We start from the raw sequence: 1,569 nt of genomic DNA, 5'->3' as shown, positions 1-1,569 counted from the left end.
CATAGCTGTCAACTTAACAAAAATGTGTACTCTTTCGAAAAAGATGGTATGGATAAATACAAATCTTTTTTGGAAGGAGTCATTTTTATGAAGACACCGAAAAATATACAGTTACTCCAAAAGTTATTTGAATGCATTCGCCCTGAGCGCGTCGATGAAATCGCAAAGGAAACGGGTTTTATCAAAAGAAAACGTCTCGTAACAGCGAGTGATTTTCTTTCATTACTTTTTCATGTTCACGGGAATTTAGTCAATTGTACAATTCAAGACCTCTGTACAAAATTACTAATGGAACAAGATATTTTGATTAGTCGTGCCGCTGTGGATAAAAAATTCACGCCTGAAGCGACTGCTTTTTTACAACGACTTATTCAAGAATTTTTACTCGAACAACAACAGTTACAGCTCCCATCCCTCTCATTGAAGGATTCTTGGCCATTTACAAGCATTCGTGTGCTGGATTCTACTGCCGTTTGCGTACCCAATCATTTAAAAAAGCGCACAAAAAAAACCCAACAAGCCTCTGCAAAAATTCAGCTTGAATTGGATGTCCTTTCAGGTCGATCGACCTTTCTTCACGTGTCCTTTCAAAACAGCAATGACGCGAAAATGGGCGCAAATAGAATTCCATTTATGACAGAACATGAACTTTGCCTACAAGATTTAGGCTATTTTAATTTTGAGCAATTTCGAAAAATGGAGGAAAAAGAGAGTTTTTTTATCACAAAAGTGAGAACAGATGCCTATGTGGCCTTTAAAAATCCATTCCCCTCCTATCATCCAAATGGAGAGGTGATTCAAAGTAGTTTGTATCATCGCATTGATTTAGTGAGGCTTTGCGAAAAGTTAGCACCCGGAGAATATTTAGAACTAGAAGAGGTTTATTTCGGACGAGATGCCCATTTTCCCGCTCGTTGTATTATTTTTTCCCATGATGAACAGCGAAAAAAACAGCAGATTCAAAAAATTAATCGACGTGCCGTCAAATCGGGAAAGGTACCCAAACAGGTGGTACGTGATTTAGCAGGCATTACGATTTATATGTCCAATCTACCTGACTCGATTTCTGCTCATCAAATCGTCGAACTATATCGCTTACGATGGCAAGTCGAGTTACATTTTAAAGTATGGAAGTCTTATTTGGCAATCGACCATTTCAAAGTGATGAAGAAAGAAAGATGGCTCTGTCACATATATGGCACCATTCTCGTTTATTTAATTAGTCAATTGATTGCCTATCAATTAAGAAATTTCATTTGGGAAGAGAAGCAAATAGAAATTAGTGAGATGGTCGCTATGCGTAGTATCGCTACAAAGGTTTTGCCTAAACTTTATGAAATGAGCATAAAAAAAGAGAAGGCATTTAAAGACTTAGTCCAAGCGACCACCCGATTACTTCTAAAAACCGCCTGGAAAACAAAATCCAGCAAAGGAACCGCCTTTAAACACCTTCAATTCATATAGGAAAACCATAGAATGCCATCTTGAATCAGATGGTCTATTTGGCATTCCTAAAAATACTAGTACCCTTTTTCAAAAGAAATAAAACACACCATTCTTCTTGAAAAA

At 37.2% G+C, this 1,569-nt stretch carries 1 protein-coding gene; it reads left to right on the top strand.

The window, feature by feature from the left end; all coding sequences use genetic code 11:
• Positions 1–87 precede the first annotated feature (87 nt).
• Positions 88–1,464: an IS4 family transposase gene (locus tag H131_RS22310; protein ID WP_036132549.1), complete on the top strand. Its 1,377-nt coding sequence runs from the start codon at positions 88–90 to the stop codon at positions 1,462–1,464.
• The last annotated feature ends 105 nt before the right edge of the window (positions 1,465–1,569 follow it).

It is taken from the genome of Lysinibacillus sphaericus OT4b.31, assembly GCF_000392615.1.
Lineage (GTDB): Bacteria > Bacillota > Bacilli > Bacillales_A > Planococcaceae > Lysinibacillus > Lysinibacillus sphaericus_B.
The sequence above is the reverse complement of the archived record's forward strand: the minus strand, read 5'-3'. Positions and strand labels throughout refer to the sequence as shown.